Genomic DNA, 23494 nt, shown 5'->3' with positions numbered 1-23494 from the left:
CCGGTCAACTACCGGCTTGCTATTATCATGCCAGACGTACCTTAATGGGTTCTGAGCGCTCCCTGAACGTTAGCTGAAAGCTGGGGCGAGGTGCTTTTTTTACGGCAGGATTCAGGTATATTAGATACAGGTAAAAATGAATCGACTTTTAATATGGTAAAAATGAAGCAATATGAAAGGGAAGATTAATAATGAATCCAATACACGGAGTTAAGATTATGCTGGCGGATGACGAGCCTCATATTTTGCAATTTTTAGAGCTTGGACTGATTAATGAAGGATATGAAGTCAGAACCGCCGAGAACGGGAGTGATGCACTCGAGCTGGCTAGAGAGTTTCGTCCGCATGTAGCAGTGCTGGATGTAATGATGCCTGAAATGAACGGTTTTGAGGTATGCCAAAGTCTCAAAGAGACAGAGGATAACATCGCAGTTATTATGCTGACCGCCAAGGATGATGTGGACGATCGGGTAAAAGGGCTCAAGCTCGGCGCGGATGATTATATCGTTAAGCCCTTCAGTTTTAATGAGCTGCTGGCTCGTATTGAAGCGCGTTTGCGAAATCAGTTCCCTGACCTGTTGGGGGAAGTGGTTCACGGACCCTTTCAAGTGGATGACCGACGAAAGGAGATTCGCTATCAGAGTCAGGTGCTGGAGCTATCGCCTACCGAATACGAACTATTGAAGTTTTTGGTGTTAAACCACGGAATCGTACTGAGTAAAAGTCGTATTCTGGACCGAGTCTGGGGGTATGACTTTGGGGGCGAGGATAATATTGTGGAAGTGTATATTCGCTCCTTGCGAGAAAAACTCAAAGATAAGGAGCATCGGGTCATTCGGACGCTGCGTGGTGTTGGGTACCGAGTGGATCTGTTATGAAGGCGGGGAGGAAAAAACGGAGAAAATATGCGCTTCGTTCTCTCCGGTCCCAGCTTTTGGCCAGAACCTTACTCATTTTGGCATTGCTGCTCGTGTTGATCGGTTTTCTCCAATACTTTCTAATGAAAGATTTTCTGTATCGCAGTCGAGCAGACGCTATGAATACACAGCTGAATTCAATTCCTGTCGACTTATTGATTAAGGATTCACAGGAAAATAGTGGGAATGGGATCGCCGCTCCCCAAGATGATACCAATCGGAGAGGTAATCGACCGGGGCCGTTTCTGTTTTGGCCGGATATGTCGCTTGCTTCTATAGGTATAGACGGCACCTTTCAGAGCTTGTCCAACGAAAATGGGCTTAAACCGCCGCGCCTCACCACTCAGCAGTATCAAGCAATGCAGCAGAGCAAGCGCATGCGTCACGGCTATCAATTAATTACGGATGCACAGGGAAAAGAGCAGCTGGTTGTATTTCGCCCGCTCGGTCCACCAGACCGTTCGTCAGGGTTACTGCAAATGGGCGTATCCACGAATTCCATGCAAGAGCAGCTGATTAATCAACTCCGCACCTTTATTTTATTGTCTCTGATTGCACTTGCGATTGGTTTGGCGCTTATGCTTCCTGTGCTTCGCCGTACATTGGTGCCCCTTTCCAGAATGGTCGAGGCAGTCAAACGTATTGATGCGGGCAATTTGGACGAGCGCTTTGACGCAGAGCAGGGTCAGTATGAGGTAGATCGCCTGGCAGTTTCATTTAATGGAATGCTGGAGCGGCTGGAGCATTCTTTTGCTGCCGAGCGGGAATTGCAGATGCAAATGCGACGATTTATTGCGGATGCTTCTCATGAACTGCGTACCCCGCTCACATCCATCCACGGGTTTTTGGAAGTGCTGCTTCGTGGAGCAGTATCCAATCCGAAGCAGCTCCAATCAGCACTAGAAAGTATGTATGGTGAATCCAAGCGCATGAACAAGCTTGTCTCTGATTTGCTATTGTTGGCTAAGCTGGACCGAACACTGGAGTTGAAGCTGGAAGATATATCGCTAGATGCATTGCTGCTGGGAATGAAGCCACAGCTCCTTATGCTGGCAGGCACACGTAAGGTATTTTTTGATATGACGGCAGGTGTTCGGGTATTGGCAGAAGGCGATAAGATCAAACAGGTCGTACTTAACCTGTTTCACAATGCTGTTCAACATACCGATATGGAGCAGGGCGTGATCCATGTCAACTTATCGGCTGGTAAGAAGCTGGCAGATATTCAAATTCGTGATAATGGACCCGGCATGGGGAAGGAACAGCTGGAGCGGATATTTGAGCGATTTTATCGTGGAGATGAATCACGTACACGCAGCTCAGGCGGAGCGGGCCTTGGTCTGGCTATTACGCAATCAATCGTGGAAGCACACAGCGGGAGCATTACAGCTGAAAGTACACTGGGAACGGGAAGTATATTTAAAGTAACGCTGCCTTTAGCAGGAACAGTATAGTATCGCAGATTATGGTCTAACATAAGAATAGCCCCCCGAACCGCGACTTTGGTTAAATAACGGCTCGGGGGGCTTTGTAATTGTTAGTTAATGAGTGCAGCTTTTTGTAAGAGCACATGCAGCACTTTGGCAGATGCCTCACGTGTTGTAGGTGCATTCGGTTGGAAGTAGGAAGAGCCTTTAATCGTGGCTCCGTTAATAATACCTGCCGCACTTACTTTTTCAATACTGTCCTTGGCATAGCCTGCAAAGGATGAAGTATCATGGTATGGTGTGCGTGCAGGACCATCGGCTGCTATTTTGATTTGAAGCAGGTCTACTGCTTTGCCCAGCACAACAGCAATTTCTTGACGACTGATATTTGCTTGCGGATCAAACTTGTCGTTGTTGCGACCTGTAATCAATCCGGCCTCATAAGCGGCCGCCACATCCCCGGCATACCAGCTACCTGCCGGAATATCACTAAATGGTGCAGCAGTACCTGGTGTCAGGCCAAGTGCCCGGGTGACCAAGGCTGCAAATTCTGCACGCGTCACGTTTTGCTTCGGTGAGAATTTCGTGTCGGTTGTACCGTTAATGAGCAATTTATTTGCAAGCGATTGAATTTCGGATTGGGCATACGACGATGAAATATCTTCAAAGCTAACAGGTCGTGTCGCCGCTGCATACGTCGAGAAGCCCGGACGGCTTACCTTAACGACGGTAGATCCATCAACTTGCTTGGTGAAGACGGATGGGACGGGATAGACATTTCCGTTCGCTGTATAGAGCACACCGGCTGTATTAGGATCAATTTGACCAGGTACGGTAAAGGATCGGCTAATAAATTGTCCTGGCGCAACTTTGAGCGGTTGGCTCTTACCGCCAGTGATTACGTTGGCCTCAAACCCTACCGGGGTGCCGATCACATTCGAGCCTTTAAGCTTGCCTGTAAATGTGCCGCTCGCCTCTGCTTGGCTGCTGATACTCACTTCAATGCCTGCACCTTGAGGTGCATTTTTTAGAGCTGATACTGGCAATGCTAGGGAAGAACCTGTATTGCCCACAATCAGGCTGCTTCCTGCTGCGGCTTTGCCCAGCGTTGCCAGCTGTGACGAAGTGAGTGATGCTTTAGTCGTTTGGCCTGCTTGGCTAGTAGCCGACAATACGATAGCTGTCGGGCTGGAGCCAGCTGTTGTCACAGCAGCCTGCAGGTCTGCATCAGCTACTGTCAGTGACTGTATATTATTGTTTAACGCAACGGCTGTAGGCACAGCTTTTACAGCTTGTCCTTGCTTCACTACGCTTTGCAGTGAAGGTGCAGATGTAGCGACAGGGGTGGATGTATTAGTTGCAGCAGAAGGTGTAGTATTGCTTCTGCCGCCACCTCCACCCCCGCCGCCACTACTACCACCGGATGGGGCACTATTATCCACACGGATCGATTTAGTGGCAGTGAACAGTTTAGGACCATCGGTATTGCGTTCGACTTCTCCCTTTTCATTCAGTTCTGGAGAGCTGACTTCCAGCTTGTACACGCCATCCTTCAAGTGCTGAATAACAGGCTGACCGTTAGCATCCAGAACAGGCTTGCCATTGTCATCAAATTCAACGTAACTTCCGCCAATCCCCTTGAAGGAATATGCGCCTTGTTTGAGGCGAGCGTTAGTACCTTGCTCCTTGGTAGTGGCAATCCCATCAATCAGACCGATCAGCTTATCATCTAATCCATATACATAGAGCGCGATCTGATTGGTTTTATCTGTGGTCAGACGGAAAGCCAAATCTGTTGTGCGCTGCGCACCTGTACGATTTGGGTAAATAATCGGGTTCGTGAAACTCAGGTCCTGCAAGCCGAAGCCTGTCGTTGGATTTTCTTTGCCGACATGCACAACGAACGGAAGATGAAGTGTTGGCTGTCCAGCGCTTTTTAGAATAACCTCTCCTTCATATACACCAGTAGCTGCATTCGCACTTGGTTGTACAGACAGGAAGAACGGTTGCGATTTGCCCGGTTCTGCCGAGATGGCTCCATTCGCGCCAATACCCTGCAACTGAACGCTAATATTGCTCACATCGGGGGTAGCAATAGGCTTAGTCGGATCAGAGGTGACATTATCATGTAAAACGTAGCTGGCTTCATACTGCACAGGGTTTGCGGACAAGTTTTTGAGTTGAAGCTGGATCTGCTTCGCATCACTACCAGGTCGTAACAGCCCGAAGCTGGCGGAAGGATTATAATTCACAACCTCCTGCCGATTAAAGTTCTTGTCAAGAATCGTAATCTTTTCAACGGTTTCCAGCAGGGCTGGAGTCTGAATCGCATTCGCAATGTTTACAAGACCTGCACCTTGGGAATACACATCATATTGGATTTTATCCTCATCAAAGAGTGTAATCGAAGTGTTTGCCAGAGCAGCGCGGATATCAAACGGTGTCCAGTTCGGATGCTGCTGCTTCAGCAGCACGGCAAGTCCAGCCACATGCGGAGATGCCATACTCGTTCCGTTGCTGCGTTTGTAAGCTTGCTCATAGGATGCATCCGGATAGAACTTGGCGAAGGCAGGGTACGTCGACAAAATGCCAACACCCGGTGCGCTTACGTCTGGCTTGATGCTCAGCAGTTCATCTCCATTGGGTCCACGGGAGCTAAAATCGGCCATGGTATTACCTGAATGATCTGTGCGAATATAGTCTGCACCAAAGGAAACGGAGAATTTTTCTCCAGTGTTGTCTACGATTTGTTTAGCCAGCGCGCGACCTTCCTTACCTTTCATGTCAAAGGTCGGAATAAAGTCAAAGCTGTCACCCAAATTGGAATTTACGTAGTCATCGCGACCTGAAATGCTTTCCCCTAAATCAGCCTTGGTGATGTCACCAGGTTTCGTATTTCCATTGAAAACAATGACGGCTTTCGCGCCGTTTTCTTTCGCATTTGCGATTTTATCCACGAACGCTAGGTTGCCCCGTGAAACGAGGACAATTTTGCCGGCTACGTCTTTTCCTTCAAAATCATCAGCTTGTCCCAAATTAGCATATACAAGCTCATAAGGGGCAGTTCCCATAACGGAGGCAAAGTCCTCTCTGCCTGTCTCCCAGCCCATCAAATTAAAGTCGTAATGTGCATAGGTATCAGTAGTTACGGTTTTCTTTAGTTCACCGTTGTCCTCCCAATAGGAGTCGCGTGTCACTGAGGCTGTGCCTGAGAAGCTCTTGCTTGGTGAAGTGGCTGCACCAACGGAAATCGCTAGCTGGGATGTTGCGGGAGAACCCATGGAGTAAAAATAGGGCCCTTGTTGTGCAGCGTTACCGTTCGCGATGACAGCGACTACCCCGGAAAGTACCGCATTATTGATGGCAATGGCATCCGGGGAGTTAGGATCTTTTTCAGAATCTGAGCCTAGCGACAGGTTGATGACATTCATGCCATCCTTAACAGCACGTTCAATACCGTCAATGACCTGTGCCGAGGAACCGGAGGAACGACCGGTCTTGGTATTGCGTCCAAGCACCTTATATACGTATAAGTCCGATTTATAGGCAATCCCTTTTTGTACAATATCTGAGGATTTATTCGCGGCTTTCCCGGCAATTGTACCGGAGACGTGAGTACCATGTGTCGTTCCACTAAAACCTGTGCCGTATGGATCATTCTCTTTTTCAAGGAACGGTTCCTCGTAAGGGTCGTTGTCCTGTTCAAAAGAGTCATAACCGCCTTTGTAGGCTTCTTTCAAATCCGGATGCTCATAATCGATACCGGTATCAATAACCCCGACCTTGATTCCCTCGCCATTCAATCCTTTGGCCCAGGCTTCAGGAACACCAATTTGGTCCAGTGGCGCATTGTCATAAGTGGCTTCATTGGCTGTAAGTGTTGGCGGGTCCTGCACGGGGATGGAATAATACGTTTTGTTTTCGTGAATGGATTTAACGCCTGGCAGTTTAGCCAACTCTGGAATTTTATTGGCTGGCACCGTAACCTCCAGTCCGTTAAGCACCGTGTTGTACTGGTAATTTACTTGAAGAGAAATACCGTGCTCAGCGGCTTGGTCTACGAACGTGGTTTGCTCGGTGGCGATCGCAGATTCGGCTTTTTGCTCGGATTGAGCGGTGAAAGCTTTGGCGCTTGAACGTGCTGCATATTTGTCCACTGCTAGGGGCTCACCATCAAGCTGCACGATGACTCTAACCTGACGGGAGGAGTCTGTACTCAGCTCAGGTGAGATAAAGGCCGGAGCCGCCTCAATAGTTAATGCTTCCTGAGCTTTTAAAAATGAATTGATTTGTAGATCTGCAGTAGCGGCAGAACTGAAAGACGGCAGAGATAAGCTTACCGTCAAGGCAAGAGCGAGTGATACGACAGGTATTTTTTGCAAAATGATCGGCTTTTTCAAAGATTTCCCTCTTTTCAATCAAAATATGATATCTCTACATACTAGGATTTGAAGCCACTGCCGTTGTTCTCACGCCTCCCTTAATATCTAAAATAATAGAATTGACCACTGGTGACTAACTTGCCAGTTTTGAGGCATATCTTACCATATTGGTGGGATATATTACTATATGTTTTTTATATTTTTAGAAAAAATAAGGTTAACTTCACATATAGATTCCATGGAAATGTTATGAATTTACTAGATTATTTTTGAAATCAATCGAAGGGGAATGGGAGAATGCAAGATTTAATGATATAATCTGCATTGGAATTGTTGAGGTTACACAATCACGTAAAATGCTTAAGGTGAAGGAGTCGATTATGTTGGCAAAAACATTGATTTTCGGGCATAAAAATCCGGACACGGATACCATTTGCTCAGCTATTGCTTATGCAGACTTGAAAACCAAACTGGGCGCAGACGTAGAGCCGGTTCGTCTGGGAGAGGTTAACGGGGAAACGCAGTATGCGCTGGATTATTTCAAAGTGAGCGCGCCGCGTCTGGTTGAGCAGGTTGCTACTGAAACAGACAGCGTCATTCTGGTCGATCATAATGAACGCCAGCAAAGCGCAACGGACATTGACAAGGTGCGCGTAACTGAAGTCATCGATCACCACCGGATCGCTAACTTTGAAACAAGCCAGCCGCTGTACTTCCGCGCTGAGCCAGTAGGTTGCACAGCCACCATTTTGAACAAGCTCTACAAGGAAAACGGTGTAGCCATTCCCAAAGAAATCGCAGGTCTGATGTTGTCCGCGATTATTTCTGATTCCCTGTTGTTCAAGTCTCCGACCTGCACAGATCAGGACGTAGCCGCTGCTCGCGAACTGGCTGAAATTGCTGGTGTGGATGCAGATCGTTACGGTTTTGACTTGCTTAAAGCGGGTGCTGATTTGAGTGGTCACACGATTGAGCAGTTAGTAAGCTTGGACGCAAAAGAATTCCAGATGAATGGACGCAAAGTGGAAATTGCACAAGTGAACGCAGTAGACGTAAACGATGTGCTGTCCCGTCAAGCTGATTTGGAGGCTGCATTGGCCCAAACCATTGCAGCTAAAAATCTTGATCTGTTCTTGTTCGTCGTAACAGACATTGTGAACAGTGATTCCATTGGTATTGCGCTGGGAAGCCAAGCCCAAGCAGTTGAAAAAGCCTACAATGTACAGTTGGATGACAACAAAGCTGTTCTGAAAGGCGTCGTATCGCGCAAATCGCAAATTGTGCCTGTATTGACAGAAGCTTTTAACAGTTTGTAATGATATAAAATAAGCCTCCTGAACCCGACATGAAGGCAGTGGTAGCAGGAGGCTTATTTTTATTTCCTCAGATCTTCCAGAACGTCCTCGATACGAAATTCAAATGCCAATTTCAACTGGTCGCTCATCAGGTGCCAGGCACTTTCAGCTACAGCGAGATCCCCGCTATGAGTAAAAGCATGTGCGGCACCCATGTATTTCTTATACATTACGGGTACATCCGCTTCAATCAGCCGCTTGGCATACAACTCAGCTTCATCAGCCAAGGAGTCCAGCTCGGCCGTTATGATCAGCGCAGGAGGGAGATCACGTAGCGATTCTGCATAAATAGGAGAAGCCAACGGATTTTGCGCCTCATCTGGCGAGCGCAAATAGCTTTCATTGAAGATTTTTGCCACGCGAGGCGGAATCGCCTTCTCAAATTGGGGCTTCAGCTTGGGATCTGTAGCGATATCCAGTGATGGGTAATCCAGCACCTGATACACAATCGGGAATTCCTTGCGGTCTCGGGCCATAAGACACAGTGCTGCTGCAAGATTACCTCCTGCGCTATGTCCGCCGACCGCAATGCGTTGGGGATCGATGTTCAGCACGTTAGGATGCTTGTACACCCATTGGGTCACATCATAGCTTTCCTGTAGCGGAATAGGGAATTTGTGCTCCGGGGCCAAGCGATAATCGACATTAACGACGACACAATTCGCACGTTCGGCAATGACCGGGCACCAGGGGTCATCCATTTCAGCGCTACCCATAATGAATCCGCTACCATGAAAATTGACGAATACGGGGAGTGGATCAGCAGACCTGAGGGAAGGCTCATATACAATTACCCTGGAATCACCTACAGAGGTGGGAATCATCCTCTCTGTCCGATGTACTTTGGGAGAATGCGAAGGTTTAAAATCGGATGCTGTTATCATCCGGCCAGCCGATCTGCGGGCAAGTTTGACGAACAGATTTTGTCTCAGTCTTCGCACTATTTGTCTTTCTCCTCTCTGAGGGCACTGGGGGTGGTTAGACGCGAACCTTTAACATCTTCAAAAGCATCTCGTACGCGTGACAAATAGGTCTGAAACTGGCAGAGTTCCGATTCAGTAAAGTCTGACATCAGACGTGAAGCCAGCCCTATGAAAAAAGGGTCCATCTGCTGAATTTTACTTCTTCCTTTATCATTCAGGGAAACAAACACTCCCCGCTTGTCATTGGGATCGTCGTATTTATTAATGAATCCTTCTTGTTCAAGAGAAATGACCATAGAACTGATTGCTGCTCGGCTGACACCCATCTTTTCAGCTAAAGCAGAAGGAGAGGACATTTCATCTCTTTGCGCAGAAAGTACACAAAGTGCAATATATTGCCCGTAGGAGAGACCAAATTCACGCGAACGTTTTTCCATATTTTTTCTTATTTCGTACGTTATAGAAAATAAATCTACCAAAACACCAATCGGCTTATTGCCACCTGGAAATAGATTATAGGCCAGTTGACGAATTTCGGAGTCCAAAAAAAAGAACATGCGATCCACCTCGATGTAGTTAATTAGTTAACTGTAATTTAATTAACCACTGGTTGCAATGATTTATACAAACTTTGTTCTGCATTTTTTGAAAAAGTATCGGCAAAACGTCACTTCCAAGGTCCGATGCACTGTTCAATACCTTGATCCACAAGAGCTTGGATGGAGGGCTGACGCAAGGTACGTCCTTCTTGCCATCGCCATTCACTATATTGAATCTTGGCGGTAAACATGGGTTTTACCCAAAATGCGTCTTGATGCCGATCCGGTTTATTAATAAAAGGTCGCTCCGATATGGTATGTGGCAAGAGGCGCTCGGTTAGCTGACGCCAATCTCCACGAGTCAGCTTACCTGTACCCACATGCCCGATATAGCGCAGCATTCCTTGTCTATCATACTGGCCCAGCAATACAGCGTTGATAACGCCTCCGTTTAGGGTATAGCCACCGATAACGGCAATGATATCACCATAATTTTTGACCTTGACCCATCGTCTGTCCTGTCCGCCCAATGTGTACGGACTATCCAGTTTTTTGCACACAATACCTTCCATTCCTTGGCTGCACATAACCTGAAATAGAGCTTGTCCATCAGGATGAGCAGGAGCCAGTTGGATCCGTTCATTCGGTATGATGATCTGATGCAGCAGTTCAAGCCTTTCTCGTAGCGGTTTGCGATGAACCCATTCCCCATCTAGATAAACAATATCGAACAACATGTAAGTAGCAGGTACGGCTGTATAGGCTGCCTGAATTCGCTCCGTCCGGCGAATCAGATCCCGGCGCATAATTTCATGGAACGACGGTTTACCGTCGGCACCAAGTGCGATCATCTCCCCGTCCAGTATGACTGAATCTGCCCTGCAGTAGGAGGAGAAGCGAGCAAGCTCCGGGTACAATAGCGTTCGTTCATGCTGCTTGCGATTGAACAGACGCGTGCTGCCCTGATCGTGATACGTTAAAATTCTTGTACCGTCCCATTTTATTTCGTAACGCCAAAGGCCTGCATCTACAGGGACCTTTTCGCTCAGTTCTGGTTCAAACGGGATGACAGGCTTCATTTCCGTACCCAACACAGCACCTCCCTTTACCTTATTTGGAATAAATATAGTGTCGACGATAGTTCCTTTTTTATGTATGTGATGTTTCGCTGTCCCCTAAATAGGGGAATGATAAGGATATCTAGCGTGGGCATCAAGTGATTGCAGTACTCGTTCGCATGGAGTTGTACCCGCATTTTCTTCAGTCAGAAAGGGGATTGGTCTCATGAGACAAATTCGCGAGGAAGACCATGCAGTAGTCATGGTGGATGATGGACAGGTAGTTGCAGAAGTAGGTTATAAATCCGTAGATGACCACTCTTTGGTCATTGACCATACATTTGTATCCGAGCAGTTACGGGGTCAAAAAATTGGCAAGGAGCTTATCGACAAAGTTGTTGCTATGGCAAGGGAACAGCATAAAAAGGTGATCCCTGCTTGCTCGTACGCGCTGGCTCTGTTCAAGCGTCATCAGGAATACAGTGACGTCTGGCAGCAATAGATATGATATCATGGCAGCGTATTGCATAGCCGACACAACACCGGAGTGGGGAACGATCCCTTTTCGGTGTTTTTTGTGTGCATAAAGCTTGTAAAATGAATGCATTCTACCGTTGATATGAGGAGATAAGAGCGATTCCCAAATGATGAAGCATATTTTCAGGAGAATGGCTGTGAAATTGTTCATACTGTTGTCACTTCACAGGCTATCTATGAGTTCTATATAATATATTATGGTTATGACCGCAAAAATAACGAAAACCTGAATTTAAACGAAGGAGACGCTCATGATGAATAAAGCGAGTGAGGACAAGCAGTACGTTCCAACGAGCAATCGTAATTTTACAGCCTTGATTATCACCGTTTCCATTATAGCCAATGTGATTATTTTGCTACTGTTCTTTTCGCCGATCGGATACCAGGGGAGTGTTAGTTTTGATCTCACTATTTTCCCAAGGTTGAATGCGATTTTTAACAGCTTCACATTTATTTTCCTGGTGGCTGCATTGGTTGCGATTTTCAAGAAAAACATTAAGGTGCATAAAACCTTTATTCTGCTGGCCTTTGCCAGTACCGTTTTGTTTTTATTTTCCTACCTAACCTTCCATTACATTTCGCCGGAAACTGCAAAATATGGTGGTGTAGGTATCCTGCGGCCGATTTACTTTACGCTGTTGATTTCGCACAGTATACTGGCTGCGATTATCGTACCGCTGGCGCTATTCACAGTTGTATGGGGATGGACGATGCAGGTAGCAAAACATCGTAAAATTGCCCGTTGGACGATGCCTATTTGGCTATATGTGAGCTTGACTGGGGTTTTGGTGTACGTTTTCATGGCTCCATATTATTAATAGATGTCAATCCTCTGTAGGTTGATTTGGAAAACATGGCGTCTCTATTGAAGAGGCGTCTTTTTTGTATCCAATAAAAGAAAAATTATTCCTTCTAAATTTATTTTATTGAAAAAATGTTCCTTCTATAACGGTATTTCTGTTATAATTTACCTTAATCAACTAAGAACAAGGGGGTCACCATGTGACAAAGAAAGCGAAAGGCAGGTTACGGTTGCTTGTATCTATGCTGGCACTGGTTGTACTGCTGAGCGGCTGCGGTGGTGGAGGCTCAAAGCCGGAAAAGGTAGACGGAGGGAAAGTGACACTGCAGTTTTGGACCATTGCGCTACAACCTACATTTACCCCGTATTTTAATCGGGTCATTGCCGATTATGAGCAGAAGAACCCTAATGTCAAAATTGATTGGAAGGATTACCCATATGATGCAGTGACCAATAAGTTATTGACGAGTATTGCTAGCAACAGCAGCCCGGATGTAGTGAATCTCAATACGGAATTTGCTAGCCAAATGGGCTCTAAGGGTGCTGTTGTTGATATGAATGAACACTTGTCGCCCGAGGAAAAGGCTGCTTATTTCGAGGGTATTTATAATTCTACGGTTATTAACGGTAAAGCTTATGCACTACCCTGGTATACCGGCACGGAAGTACTTTACATGAATACAAAGCTGGTTAAAGCTGCTGGATTGGACCCTGCTCATCCGCCCAAAACGCGGGAGGAATTGTCAGAATGGGGCCGCCAAATCAATAGAAAAATCGGTAAGGCCGGCTATGCCCAGCAGCTCGTATCCAAGCTTTTTGCGGTTGACGGTATTCCCATTCTAAATAAAGAGAAGACAGCAGCTGCATTCAACACTCCAGACGCAGTCACCATGGTTGATAATCTAAAAAAACAGATGGAAGATGGTGTCGTGCTCAGGGAAGATGCTGATTTTTCACAGCAAGTGAAATATTATGCAGGCGAGCAGGTTGCCTTTGAGCTGGCAGGTCCGACGTTCATCAATTTTATCAAAACGGCGGCGCCGGACGTATATAAGAATACGATTGCTGTTCCCGTCCCAACTGGCAAAGCTGATGTGCGGCTCTCCAACTCTATGGACCTGGTCGTACCTACCAAGTCTGCACATATAGACGAGGCGGTGAAATTTGCTGTTTTCTTAACAAATGCTGAGAGTCAAACGGCTTTTTCTAAAGAGGCCAATACCCTACCTTCCACGAAAGAATCCATTAAAGACCCGTATTTTACTCAGTCTGACCAATCATTAGAAGCACAAGCCAAGGTAGTATCTGCACAAAGCTTGGATAAGGCGACAGATTATATGGTCGGTGTGCCTAATGCCAAGGATGTGAACAGTGCAATCGCGCGAGCCTTGCAAAATATTTTATTGAACGGAAGAGATACGAAGGAGACGCTTACTGCCCTGGAGCAGGAAGTAAACGATATTTTAAAGCAATAGGTATGACAGGGGAGTAATGCGAATACTCCCCTGTTCATTTATCAAAATCAGGTGGTGATGCAGCATGATCAAATGGTTGAGGTCGGAGTCCTTTACGGCCTGGGCCTTTATGACGCCGGGACTGTTATTGCTTGCCGTCTTTGTATTTTGGCCTATTATTTACAGCATTCCGCTGGCATTGACGGACTACTCTGTCATATCAGATACCCATTTTGTCGGCTTGGATAATTTTGAAGCAGCGTTTAAGGACCGTAACTTTCTTATTTCGATTTGGAACTCATTGTTGTACGTGCTCATTGTCCCCTTTCTTCAACTTTTCTCTATCCTGATGGCTGTGCTGGTGAACAGCCGTATCCCTGGAATTAAAATATTTCGTACGACCTACTACATCCCTGTTGTGACTTCGATGGTAGCTGTGGCCTTAATTTGGAGTTGGCTGTTGGGCAATAACAGCGTAGTGAACTATTTGCTTATACAGGCAGGTTTGATTAGCAAAGACATACACTGGCTATCGGACAGTAATTTAGCCTTGTATGTACTGATGTTCATCACGATGTGGAAGGGACTCGGGTATTATATGATGCTCTATCTGGCAGGATTACAAAACATTCCTCATGATCTGTACGAAGCCGCTAGGGTGGACGGAGCAAGTCGATGGCGTTTGATTATTCATATTACGCTTCCGCTGCTAAAACCTTACGTTTTATTCTGTACCCTCATATCGCTTATGGCAGCTATTCGTGTTTTTGATGAGGTATATGTGTTAACCAAGGGTGGACCGGGAACGGCCACATTAACATCCAGCTTGTATATTTTTCAAAAGGGGATGGAGCAGTTTAATTTTGGGTACGCTTCGGCACTTGGCTTAATTGTCGGTGCAATGATTGCGGTACTTAGTATTATCGTATTCCGATTCAATAGGAAAGGCGGTGTCAATCCCTATTGATGAATCTACAGAATGATAAAATGCTGCGCTCGTCTCTTCCTAAAAAAGAAACCAGTCGCATCAAGCTTAGTCTTGGTCGAGTGCTCAGAATGACGATAATGTATTTGCTTTTAGTGCTGCTAGCCCTCTTTTTAATGGGACCGTTTCTATGGCTACTTAGTGTATCCCTCATGCCAGGCCGTAATATTTTTTCAACGCCGCCTGCGATCTTCCCGACCTTTATTAATTTCGACAACTATGTTCAGGTGTGGCAGTTCATGGATTTTCCTAAATATATGCTGAATACAGTCATCATTACGGTGTTGGGCGTTGTGCTCAATGTGGTACTGGCCAGTTTGACGGGGTATCCCTTGGCTGTATTTCGTTTTAAGGGTAAAAATGTGGTGTTTACGCTGCTGATTGCTACAATGATTATTCCTTCTTATACGGCATTTATTGTGCATTATCTGACCATTCAAGGACTTCATCTGGGCAATACATATATGGGTGTAGTGTTGCCTGGGGCAGTCTCTGTGTTCAACATTTTTCTAATGCGGCAGACGTTTATTCATATCCCCGCCGACGTGCGTGATTCGGGTAAAATGGACGGCGCTTCGGAGTTTCGAATCTGGTGGCAGTTGGTGCTTCCGCTGGTCAAACCGGCGCTTGCTGTGATTTCTCTGTTGGAGGCCATGTCGTTCTGGAACAGCTTCCTGTGGCCTATCGTTATTCTGAACGATACAGAGCTATACCCGCTGGCAGCTGCACTTACGTATCTCAATGGTCAGTTTGCTTATAATTTTGGCTGGATTGCTGCAGGTACAATGATTTCGGTATTGCCGATCATTATATTGTTCCTGTTCACACAGCGCTATTATATGGAAGGCTTGGCGGGAGCGGTAAAGGGATAATTCAAGTCTTGGCTACGGAGAGTCTGTAAATGGAAGGAGACGATTGCGATGGAACTGTCCAAAGGAATGCGGCCTAATTCGGGTGTAGGGCTAACACCGCAGGAGATTCAATATTATTTTCGTGATGTGTATGACAGTGGGGACCAACTGGTTATCTCTGAACCGAACCTGATCTGTGAACTGTCCTCTCGCTTCGCAATGAACCAGGAATATGAAGGTGCACTGGACCCCGAGGGACCGATCAGGCTCATTGCACCTCCGGGACCCGGTGTTCCGACTGAAACAAGGGGAAGCGTGCAGTTGGTACTTGAGTATGACGGAACGCTTACTGCAGATGGATATCGTTTGGACATTCAGAAGGAAGGTAGAATTGAAATCCATGCGTCCAATAAAAGAGGGCTCAAGTACGGCATGGATGCCCTGCATCTCCTGCTTCAAGTAGAACAGGAACGATGTACGCTGCCGGTGATATCTATTCGAGATGAGCCTTCCTTTCCGGTCAGAGGAATTATTGAAGGCTTCTACGGGAAACCATGGAGTTTCACGGATCGGTTGGATGCCGTCCATTTTATGGCTGCGCATCGGATGAACACGTTCATGTACGCTCCCAAGGACGATCCATATCATCGTGAGCTATGGAGGGAACCGTACCCTGAGGAGACGTTTGCCCAAATCCGCGAATTAAAGGAAGCCTGTGAACGGCACGAGGTTGATTTTCATTATTGTATCAGTCCAGGGAATGACCTGAGTTTTGGCAGCGATGAAGATTTCCTCAAATTAACGGAAAAGCTGGCGGCCATGATGGCGATTGGCGTGCGCCATTTTTCTATATTAATGGATGACATTGATTATGTCCTTAAAGGAGAAAATCGGCATTTGCTGGGCCGCTCGGGCCACGCCCATGTCTTTTTGACGAATAAGGTTCATACATGGTTGGCTGAACGGCTGCCTGAATTTACGCTGACAGTCTGTCCTTCGGAATATTGGTCCTATTGGGATACCGAATACAAAAAGGATTTCCGGGAGCGATTGCATCCGGAGATTAAGGTGTTCTGGACGGGATACTTTGTTTTTGCTCCACAGATTAGTCGCCAGCATGCTGCCGATAATCATGCGTTCTATGGGCATGAGCTGTGGTTGTGGGATAACATCCCGGTGAATGATTGTGACCATGATCGGTTATTCCTCGATCCACTGCGCGGACGGTATTCCGGTCTTCCAGATTGCGGACATACCGGCATGGTAGCCAACCCGATGAACCAGTGGGAGTGCTCCAAAGTGACGCTCATTACGATGTCCCACTATATGTGGAACAGTGAGCGGTATATGCCAGAGCTGTCCTGGGAATGGGCTGTGCGGGAGTTGGCGGGGGAGCATACAGATGAACTGATGTTTTTCTGTCGCCAAAACAAGAACAGCCGACTGGGCGGCAGCACGTATGAGGATGTGGACCTTGCCTTGCAAATGCGCGATATCCCTGCGCTGGATATATACTTCGAGCGGCTGCTTTACGTCGTGAGCGTCCTACAGAATATATCTGCCGATGATCCGGTGGCAGGCTTCGTGGCACAGGCTGCGCCTTGGCTGGAACGTGCCAAGTTGGACGTGAGCCTGTGGCAAGTGCTGCGCCAAGCTGCGCTCGGTAGCGAGCGCCAGAACGATGTGCAGTCGCTAGGAAACCTCATGCAGAGCGAAGCAACTGGCGGACAAAAGCCGCCGCCTCTGACGGACGAGGACGTGGACGAACTACGACGCGGTATCACGGCTTGCCTAGAAGCAGAGACTCGACTGGGGAGCAATCCGGCGATCCGTGCCGCCGTGCAGTGGGGCTATGTCGATCAGGATGAACAAGGCAAATATCGACTGATCTTGTGAGAATTGGTGATGGTTAAGAAACAAGACAGCATAGCTGCTTGAAAATTACCATTTTCCGTTAGAATAACGGTAATTTCCAGGAGAGGTGGAGCGTATGGTGAAGCCAAATACCCGATTACTTTTTGTACCGCTGGATGAGCGGCCCTGCAATTATCAATTTCCTTACTTACTAGCACAGGGCACAGACCTTGAAATGGAGCGCCCTCCATTGGAATGGATGGGACAAAAGAAAACCCCTGGCGATACGACCAGGCTATGGACGTGGCTCGAAGAACGTGCGACGACTGCTGATGGGGCGATTATTGCGATGGATACGCTGCTGTACGGGGGAATCGTACCCTCCCGGCTACACAGAATGTCGAGTGAGCAGGTCAGGGACAGGGCTAATCGTCTTCGCAGGTTGAAGCAGCTATACCCGCAACTGACTTTGTATGCCTTTCAATTGATTATGCGTTGTCCGCAATACTCTTTGGCTGATGAGGAACCAGACTACTATGCTGATTGGGGTCGTGAGATATTCAGAAAGGGCTTCATTGAGCATCGTCAGGAGCTAGCGATTGCTACCGCAGAAGAGTTGCTGGAATTAGCGGACATCGACGAGCGTTTGCCTACAGAGATTTTGAACGATTATCTAGGGCGTCGCCGTGTGAATTTGGAAGCCAATCAGGTAACACTGGAACTGGTAGCAGAAGGCGTGATTGATTTTATGATCATTCCACAGGATGATTCGGCTCCCTACGGCTATACCGCCAAGGATCAACAGCGACTAAGAAGTCGTATTTCCGAGCTTGGGCTAGATTTGAAAGTATACATGTATCCGGGGGCAGACGAAGTGGGTTGTACGTTGCTAGCTCGTTGGGTGAATCGGACGAATCATGTAGTTCCACTGGTATATCCTCGATTGTCTGCTTTGCAGGGGGCGTTCGTGGTCCCGCTTTTTGAGGATCGTTATTTTTACGAAACGTTAAAGTATCAGATTATAGCGGCAGGTGGGCTGATTGCTTCCTCAGCAGCGGAGGCTGATTTGATTTTGCTGGCCAACACACCTGGTGACACGATGGCAGAAGCTTCATCCCAGCAGCATGCGATGGCCGGATATGATGTACATCGGAATCTGGTAGAACTGGTGGAGTACGGTGCTCATATGCAGCATGATGCCAATAAATATATTGCAATTGCTGATGTAGCTTACGCCAACGGCGCCGATCTCAAGCTGCTTAGACTATTGAAGCAAAAAGGACTGCTTTTTAAACTGGCAGGCTATGCAGGCTGGAATACCAGTTCTAATACGCTCGGTACCGTCATTGCCCAGTCCATGCTTTATGTCCGCTATGGTCCTACGGAGGAACACCTGGAATTTCTGGGGCTACGCTACGCTGAGGATGCCTGTTATTGCGCTGTGGTACGTACAGCTATGAATAATGGAATTGTGGAGCAGATGGGTTTTAACAAGTTTATGCTCGATGGCTCTAGAGGATCGGTAGCTGAGGTCATTCGCGGACGGCTGCAACAGGCGCTCGATGAATATGTGAACGGACCAGAAGGTCGCGTGGAAATTACAGATTGCTACATGCCGTGGAACCGTACCTTTGAAGTTGGATTGACTGTACGGCATTATGCCGAGGGGAGGGAGTGATTCCTATGGGAATGGAAGGTGTATTATCCAAGGTTCGTCATGGACTGATCGTTTCCTGTCAGGCGCTACCTGGCGAACCGTTGCATGGAGCAGATTTTATGGTCAAAATGGCACGTGCTGCACAGGAGGGTGGAGCTGTAGCGATTCGTGCCAATGGCGCATCGGATGTACGTGCGATTAAACAGGCGGTCCCTTTACCAGTCATTGGTTTGATTAAGCGGGATTATGATGATTCTGATATATACATTACGCCTACCCTCCGTGAAATGGAGGAACTGGTGGGGGCTGGCGCGGATATCATTGCGCTGGATGCCACATTGAGACCGCGCCCAGCGGGGTGCAAGCTGAAGCGCCTCATAGATTACGCCCATGAGCACGGAGTCGCTTCCATGGCGGATATATCGACACTGGAGGAGGCACTTCATGCGGCTTCCCTTGGTATAGGCTGCGTATCCACGACGTTATCCGGTTATACGCCATATTCTACTCAGATAGAGGGTCCCGATCTGGAATTGGTTCGGAGAGCATCAGAGCTGGTTCCTGTTCCTGTCATTGCAGAGGGCAGAATCCATGATCCGGCACAAGTAGAGGAAGCGTTTCGGCTGGGTGCACATGCAGTGGTTGTAGGCTCGGCGATTACTAGACCCCAATTGATTACGCAGCGGTTTGCCGATGCCGCAAGGAAGGCAGTGAAATGCATCTATGGAGATGAACGACCGAATTAACACGTATTATCCTTCATTAACGAAATCGGAGCAAAAGGTCGCTTTGTGCGTACTGGAGTGCCCCGCTGACATCATATATTTCTCCGTGACGGAGCTGGCTGACTTTGCAGGTACAGGCGAAACGACTGTTATGCGTTTTTGCCGGAAAATTGGTTTTAAAGGGTATCAGGATTTCCGATTGTCGTTGGCACAAAACCAGACTTATCGCAAAACTGATATGAGCGAGGAGAACATCGACCCAGATAACGAACATGATATTACCCGCACGGTGTATCACAATATGCTCGATATATTGCATTCCAGTATGGGGCTCTTGGATCGTTCGGAGCTTAGTCGTGCGATAGCGTGTCTCGATCAAGCGGGTTATGTTCAATTTTTCGGTGTAGGTGCATCGGGCATTTCCGCACAGGATGCTAAAAACCGCTTCTTGCGGATTGGGCGGCGCGCCGAGGCTGTGGCAGACGGACATATTCAGTCGATGATGGCGGTGTCCATGAGTCCTGGTGATGTCGCTATTGGTATCAGTGTATCAGGAAGTACGCTGGATACGAACGACATGCTGCACAAGGCCAAGCAGAACGGTGCAACAGTTATCGCAATTACGAATTATGCAAAATCACCTATTACCTCCATTGCAGATATTGTTTTACTGACCGCAGGGAAGGAAGCTCCGATAGAAGGCGGTTCAATCGGCGCCAAAATCTCACAGCTATTCGTGATTGACCTCATCTGCGAAGGACTTGCTCGCAAGCACACGAGTCACACCAAACAAATGAAGGAAAAAACAGCGAGGGCGGTGATTGAACGAAGTTATTGAAATTCTGCGATTGTGGATTGGAATACGGCACGCTTCGACAGTTCATCATGTTTTTCTATCTATAGAAGGTTTGTGCTAAGAGCTCGTAAGCTTTTATGTGGGGGAACAAGGAGGATATGGTGGTGGCAGTTGCATTGAACAAAGTCATTGGGATCGACATTGGAGGAACTTCCGTAAAGGCCGCCATAGTGGCACGGGATGGATCGGTACTTGATGAAATTCGAATGGATACAGATGCTTCCCGTGGGCGTGACTGGGTGTTGTCGCGTGTATCTGAGTCTGTATTCGGACTGATGCGTTCTTTTGGGGATACCAGTGTGAGTACCCCTGTAGGTATAGGCGCTTTAGGTATTGCTACTGCTGGCAGAGTGAATGTGGAGAGCGGTGAAGTTGTGTACGCTACAGATAACCTACCTGGCTGGCAGGGTACATCCTTGGTGAGGTGGGCTAGAGAAAAGCTGGCTTTACGTGCGGTTGCTGATAATGATGCGAACGCTGCGTTACTTGGAGAAGCTTGGCAGGGGGCCGGGAAGGGTAAGCAGCGCCTAGCCATGCTCACCTTGGGAACAGGGGTCGGAGGCGCGTATATGGAAAATGGCCTCTTGTGTAGAGGTGCTCATTGGAGCGGCGGCGATTGGGGGCACAGTATTTTGTTTCCTGGAGGTCACCCCTGCAATTGCGGGAAAAAGGGATGTGCTGAGCAATACGTATCAGGTAGCGCCCTGTTACGTCGAGGTAGTGAATGCACCGGAAAACTGTATTGTTCTGGGAACGAGATTGTGGAAGAGGCCGCTCACGGCAACCTGAAGACAATTCAGGCGCTAGATGACTACACAGCAGATTTAGCTGTTCTTCTGGCTAATATATCGGTGACTCTTGATCCTGAGTTGATCATTGTTGGGGGAGGAGTAGCAGACGCGGGAGATGTCTGGTGGCCCTTGCTGGAAAAGCATCTGGACCGACTGGGAGTTCAAACAGAAGTAAGTCGGGCAATGTTGGGAAACCGCGCTGGATTCATTGGCGCTGCCAGGCTTGCTTTTGAGATGACGGAATCTTAGTAAAAATGAAAGGGGAACGAACATGACGCAAAAACGGCTTGATGCCGATATTGTTGTGATTGGCGGAGGTCTGGGTGGGACATCGGCAGCCCTTGCAGCGGCGAAAGCTGGTATGAGAGTCATCATGACAGAGGAGACGGACTGGCTGGGAGGGCAATTAACTTCACAGGCTGTTCCTCCGGATGAGCACCGCTGGATCGAACAGTTTGGTTGCACAGCAACGTATCGTGAGTTCCGCAATCGTGTACGCGACTACTACCGTCAGAACTATCCATTAACTGAAGAAGCCTACAATGATCCGATTCTTAATCCTGGGAACGGCTGGGTAAGTCGTCTGGCTCATGAACCACGGGTAGCTCTACAGGTGCTTGAGGATATGCTTGCTCCTTATTTAAATACGGGACGTGTTCGTGTATATTATCACACCGTGCCTATTGCTGCTCAGACAGATGGAGATTCTATCACTTCTGTTACCGTCCGCACCTCGTATAATCCTGATCATAAGAGTGGCCTCAGAGTGCTGCATGGAACGTTTTATCTGGATGCCACAGAGTGTGGTGATCTCCTTCCCATGGCGGGTGTGGAGCATACGAGTGGAGCGGAGTCCCGAGCTGCAACGGGGGAGCCTCATGCACTGGAGTATGCTAATCCTCTTGATATGCAATCTATCACGCATGTGGCTGCTGTAGACTACATTCCTCAGGAAAGCTTCATTATAGAGCGACCGCAACAATACGATTTCTGGAGAAATTATATCCCGTCCTTTTCCCGTTTTCCGATTTTGAGCTGGTTTGCAACAGATGCAGATGATACCAGTAAGCTAAAACAGTTCACATTATTCCCTAACGATCAGGGTATTGTATCCTTATGGGATTATCGTCGTATCGTAGATCCTTCCATATGGAGCGAACCGCTAAACGATGGTGAGGTTACTCTTTTAAACTGGGCTCAAAATGATTATTACCTGGGACCATTGATTGGTGTCACCGCTCAGGAGCAGGCAAGGCATCGAGAAGGAGCGCGTGAGTTGACTCGTTCATTAATATATTGGCTTCAAACTGAGGCTCCCCGATTAGATGGAGGTTTCGGCTATCCAGGAATTCGACCACGGGGTGATTTTCTTGGCACTTCTGACGGTCTGGCTAAAACGGCTTATATTCGCGAGTCGCGCCGGATTAAGGCCAAGTATACGATTTCGGAGTTTGATGTAAGTCGTGAGCTTCGGGGGAAGGAGGGACCCAAACGGTATTCAGACAGTGTAGGTGTGGGCAGCTATCATTTAGATCTTCATCCGACTACGGTATCTCAGCGAACCTTTTACATCCCTAACTATCCTTATGAAATTCCATTGGGTTCACTGATTCCTGTCAGAGTTCGTAATTTGCTTCCTGCATGCAAAAATATAGGGATGACTCAAATAGCCAATGGTTGCTATCGGCTACATCCTACAGAATGGAATATAGGAGAGTCATCGGGAAGCTTGGCGGCTTACTGTGTCTCCAACGGAGTATATCCTATTGAAGTGAGCCGATCAGAAGAACATCTTGAACGTTTTCAAAATGTTCTCCTTCGTCAAGGTGTGGAGCTGCATTGGCCGGTAGAGGTGTTCGAACCAGAAGGAGTGACCAGTTAATGAAGGGGCACTAGCCCCTTGACTTATTTATCGGAACAGAAAATGAGTAGATGTATTCAAAAAATAAAAATAATAAAAAAATACTTGCTAAGTTGCTTAGGTATATGATATATTATTTGAGCTGACAACAAAACAGCCGGTTCGAAAAAGAATAACTAGGGCGAAACAACCTTCGAAAAGAAGAAAAAAATAACCCTTGCATTTTTGAAACGAACATGATATGATCTTATAGCTGCTGAAAAACGCAGCGAAAAGAATTTGATCTTTGAAAACTGAACAACGAGTGAGTAAATGATTTTGTTCGCAAAATCAAACAATGAGATATTTTATCTCGTCAGTTTCAACATGAGCTAATCGCTCTTTCTATAAACCAACTTCGATTGGTCTTTAATGGAGAGTTTGATCCTGGCTCAGGACGAACGCTGGCGGCGTGCCTAATACATGCAAGTCGAGCGGGGTTATTTAGAAGCTTGCTTCTAAATAACCTAGCGGCGGACGG

18 protein-coding genes and 1 rRNA gene are annotated in these 23494 nt (G+C 47.4%); 15 read left to right on the top strand and 4 right to left on the bottom strand.

Annotated features, from left to right (window positions below):
* Positions 1 to 191: 191 nt before the first annotated feature.
* Positions 192 to 878, top strand: a complete 687-nt coding sequence (locus tag OIU26_RS19275) for a response regulator transcription factor (RefSeq protein ID WP_264217710.1) — start codon at positions 192 to 194, stop codon at positions 876 to 878.
* Complete coding sequence (locus OIU26_RS19270) at positions 875 to 2371, top strand: sensor histidine kinase (protein ID WP_264217709.1); 1497 nt, start codon at positions 875 to 877, stop codon at positions 2369 to 2371. Before OIU26_RS19275 ends, OIU26_RS19270 begins: the two co-directional genes overlap by 4 nt.
* 83 nt (positions 2372 to 2454) lie before the next feature.
* Here OIU26_RS19270 and OIU26_RS19265 read toward each other — a convergent pair whose 3' ends face one another.
* On the bottom strand, positions 2455 to 6744 hold the full coding sequence (locus OIU26_RS19265) for a S8 family serine peptidase (protein WP_264217708.1): 4290 nt from the start codon (positions 6742 to 6744) through the stop codon (positions 2455 to 2457).
* Between the two features lie 362 nt (positions 6745 to 7106).
* Between OIU26_RS19265 and OIU26_RS19260 the strand changes: the two genes are divergently transcribed.
* Positions 7107 to 8042 carry a manganese-dependent inorganic pyrophosphatase gene (locus OIU26_RS19260; protein ID WP_013369007.1) on the top strand — a complete coding sequence of 312 codons (936 nt, stop codon included), beginning with the start codon at positions 7107 to 7109 and terminating at the stop codon, positions 8040 to 8042.
* A 59-nt stretch (positions 8043 to 8101) separates the two neighbouring features.
* On the opposite strand, the gene OIU26_RS19255 is transcribed toward OIU26_RS19260, so the two are convergent.
* The 3 genes from OIU26_RS19255 to OIU26_RS19245 form a co-directional block, all read right to left on the bottom strand.
* Positions 8102 to 9025, bottom strand: a complete 924-nt coding sequence (locus OIU26_RS19255; RefSeq protein ID WP_436449177.1) for an alpha/beta hydrolase — start codon at positions 9023 to 9025, stop codon at positions 8102 to 8104.
* On the bottom strand, positions 9022 to 9561 hold the full coding sequence (locus tag OIU26_RS19250) for a MarR family winged helix-turn-helix transcriptional regulator (protein ID WP_064961837.1): 540 nt from the start codon (positions 9559 to 9561) through the stop codon (positions 9022 to 9024). Before OIU26_RS19250 ends, OIU26_RS19255 begins: the two co-directional genes overlap by 4 nt.
* A gap of 110 nt (positions 9562 to 9671) precedes the next feature.
* Complete coding sequence (locus tag OIU26_RS19245; RefSeq protein ID WP_264217706.1) at positions 9672 to 10634, bottom strand: ATP-dependent DNA ligase; 963 nt, start codon at positions 10632 to 10634, stop codon at positions 9672 to 9674.
* A gap of 193 nt (positions 10635 to 10827) precedes the next feature.
* Between OIU26_RS19245 and OIU26_RS19240 the strand changes: the two genes are divergently transcribed.
* The 12 genes from OIU26_RS19240 to OIU26_RS19185 all read left to right on the top strand — a co-directional run.
* The gene (locus OIU26_RS19240) at positions 10828 to 11103 is read left to right on the top strand and encodes a GNAT family N-acetyltransferase (RefSeq protein WP_013369011.1); all 276 of its coding nucleotides are present in this window, start codon (positions 10828 to 10830) and stop codon (positions 11101 to 11103) included.
* Positions 11104 to 11389: 286 nt separating this feature from the next.
* Positions 11390 to 11956, top strand: a complete 567-nt coding sequence (locus OIU26_RS19235; RefSeq protein ID WP_013369012.1) for a DUF420 domain-containing protein — start codon at positions 11390 to 11392, stop codon at positions 11954 to 11956.
* Positions 11957 to 12140: 184 nt separating this feature from the next.
* Entirely contained in the window at positions 12141 to 13415 is a 1275-nt protein-coding gene (locus OIU26_RS19230) for an ABC transporter substrate-binding protein (protein ID WP_264217705.1), read from the top strand.
* 64 nt (positions 13416 to 13479) lie between these two features.
* Positions 13480 to 14361, top strand: coding sequence for a carbohydrate ABC transporter permease (locus tag OIU26_RS19225; protein ID WP_013369014.1), 882 nt, complete (start codon positions 13480 to 13482; stop codon positions 14359 to 14361).
* Positions 14361 to 15251, top strand: a complete 891-nt coding sequence (locus OIU26_RS19220; protein ID WP_264217704.1) for a carbohydrate ABC transporter permease — start codon at positions 14361 to 14363, stop codon at positions 15249 to 15251. Before OIU26_RS19225 ends, OIU26_RS19220 begins: the two co-directional genes overlap by 1 nt.
* Before the next feature lie 48 nt (positions 15252 to 15299).
* On the top strand, positions 15300 to 17126 hold the full coding sequence (locus tag OIU26_RS19215; protein WP_264217703.1) for a beta-N-acetylhexosaminidase family protein: 1827 nt from the start codon (positions 15300 to 15302) through the stop codon (positions 17124 to 17126).
* A 94-nt stretch (positions 17127 to 17220) separates the two neighbouring features.
* Positions 17221 to 18762, top strand: coding sequence for a DUF4127 family protein (locus OIU26_RS19210; RefSeq protein WP_264217702.1), 1542 nt, complete (start codon positions 17221 to 17223; stop codon positions 18760 to 18762).
* Between the two features lie 5 nt (positions 18763 to 18767).
* Positions 18768 to 19487, top strand: coding sequence for an N-acetylmannosamine-6-phosphate 2-epimerase (locus tag OIU26_RS19205; RefSeq protein ID WP_264217701.1), 720 nt, complete (start codon positions 18768 to 18770; stop codon positions 19485 to 19487).
* Entirely contained in the window at positions 19465 to 20304 is an 840-nt protein-coding gene (locus OIU26_RS19200) for a MurR/RpiR family transcriptional regulator (RefSeq protein ID WP_013369019.1), read from the top strand. Before OIU26_RS19205 ends, OIU26_RS19200 begins: the two co-directional genes overlap by 23 nt.
* Positions 20305 to 20420: 116 nt before the next feature.
* Positions 20421 to 21362 (top strand): ROK family protein, encoded by a 942-nt coding sequence (locus OIU26_RS19195; protein ID WP_255305283.1) that lies wholly within the window; start codon positions 20421 to 20423, stop codon positions 21360 to 21362.
* A gap of 22 nt (positions 21363 to 21384) precedes the next feature.
* Entirely contained in the window at positions 21385 to 22995 is a 1611-nt protein-coding gene (locus OIU26_RS19190) for an FAD-dependent oxidoreductase (RefSeq protein WP_264217700.1), read from the top strand.
* 387 nt (positions 22996 to 23382) lie between these two features.
* Positions 23383 to 23494, top strand: a 16S ribosomal RNA gene (locus OIU26_RS19185); the annotation flags it as partial.

Origin of the sequence: Paenibacillus sp. BT-177, assembly GCF_025846815.2 — a bacterium.
GTDB classification, from domain to species: Bacteria; Bacillota; Bacilli; order Paenibacillales; family Paenibacillaceae; genus Paenibacillus; species Paenibacillus polymyxa_C.
The sequence above is the reverse complement of the archived record's forward strand: the minus strand, read 5'-3'. Positions and strand labels throughout refer to the sequence as shown.

Excerpts from the sequence above, each read along its gene's own strand:
- OIU26_RS19275 (WP_264217710.1), top strand. The coding sequence starts at position 192 with ATGAATCCAATACACGGAGTTAAGATTATGCTGGCGGATGACGAGCCT.
- OIU26_RS19270 (WP_264217709.1), top strand. The coding sequence starts at position 875 with ATGAAGGCGGGGAGGAAAAAACGGAGAAAATATGCGCTTCGTTCTCTC.
- OIU26_RS19260 (WP_013369007.1), top strand. The coding sequence starts at position 7,107 with ATGTTGGCAAAAACATTGATTTTCGGGCATAAAAATCCGGACACGGAT.
- OIU26_RS19250 (WP_064961837.1), bottom strand. The coding sequence starts at position 9,561 with ATGTTCTTTTTTTTGGACTCCGAAATTCGTCAACTGGCCTATAATCTA.
- OIU26_RS19240 (WP_013369011.1), top strand. The coding sequence starts at position 10,828 with ATGAGACAAATTCGCGAGGAAGACCATGCAGTAGTCATGGTGGATGAT.
- OIU26_RS19235 (WP_013369012.1), top strand. The coding sequence starts at position 11,390 with ATGATGAATAAAGCGAGTGAGGACAAGCAGTACGTTCCAACGAGCAAT.
- OIU26_RS19225 (WP_013369014.1), top strand. The coding sequence starts at position 13,480 with ATGATCAAATGGTTGAGGTCGGAGTCCTTTACGGCCTGGGCCTTTATG.
- OIU26_RS19220 (WP_264217704.1), top strand. The coding sequence starts at position 14,361 with ATGAATCTACAGAATGATAAAATGCTGCGCTCGTCTCTTCCTAAAAAA.
- OIU26_RS19215 (WP_264217703.1), top strand. The coding sequence starts at position 15,300 with ATGGAACTGTCCAAAGGAATGCGGCCTAATTCGGGTGTAGGGCTAACA.
- OIU26_RS19210 (WP_264217702.1), top strand. The coding sequence starts at position 17,221 with ATGGTGAAGCCAAATACCCGATTACTTTTTGTACCGCTGGATGAGCGG.
- OIU26_RS19205 (WP_264217701.1), top strand. The coding sequence starts at position 18,768 with ATGGGAATGGAAGGTGTATTATCCAAGGTTCGTCATGGACTGATCGTT.
- OIU26_RS19200 (WP_013369019.1), top strand. The coding sequence starts at position 19,465 with ATGGAGATGAACGACCGAATTAACACGTATTATCCTTCATTAACGAAA.
- OIU26_RS19195 (WP_255305283.1), top strand. The coding sequence starts at position 20,421 with ATGGTGGTGGCAGTTGCATTGAACAAAGTCATTGGGATCGACATTGGA.
- OIU26_RS19190 (WP_264217700.1), top strand. The coding sequence starts at position 21,385 with ATGACGCAAAAACGGCTTGATGCCGATATTGTTGTGATTGGCGGAGGT.